The sequence below is a fragment of the Prevotella sp. OH937_COT-195 genome (assembly GCF_003932845.1).
Taxonomy (GTDB): Bacteria; Bacteroidota; Bacteroidia; order Bacteroidales; family Bacteroidaceae; genus Prevotella.
Window position 1 is genome coordinate 1 of record NZ_RQZH01000137.1, and the last position, 516, is coordinate 516.

General features: G+C 34.7%; 1 protein-coding gene. It reads left to right on the forward strand.

What is annotated here, in order from left to right; genetic code table 11:
• The coding region (locus EII32_RS11595) for an FAD-dependent oxidoreductase (protein ID WP_148096846.1) at nt 1-516 on the forward strand (516 nt) is incomplete at both ends.

Genomic DNA, 516 nt, shown 5'->3' on the forward strand with positions numbered 1-516 from the left:
ACGCAGCTTGGCATAGTGCGCTGACTTTAAACAAAGCGGGGAAATCGGTTGCTATTGTCGAAAAAGATCGTATAGCAGGTACTTGTACAAACTATGGGTGCAATGCCAAAATTTTATTGGAAAACCCTTATGAAGTACTAGAGCAAGCTTCACACTATCCCAACATAATTAATACTGAAGCATTATCAGTGAATTGGGAAAACCTTATGTCTTATAAACATAAAATCATTGACCCTATGGCAAATACTTTGAAAGGTTTATTTGAACAACAAGGTATTGATATTATTGAAGGAACAGGAAAATTAGTGGATGAGCATCACCTCGTAGTAGATGGTGAACAATATTACGGTGAAAATATAGTTATTGCAACAGGTCAACACAGCAATAAGTTAGATATTGAAGGGTCTGAATATACACACGATAGTAGAGACTTCTTATCCTTAGAGCAAATGCCAAATAGTATCACATTTATAGGTATAGGTATTATTAGTATTGAATTTGCTAGCATAACAATTA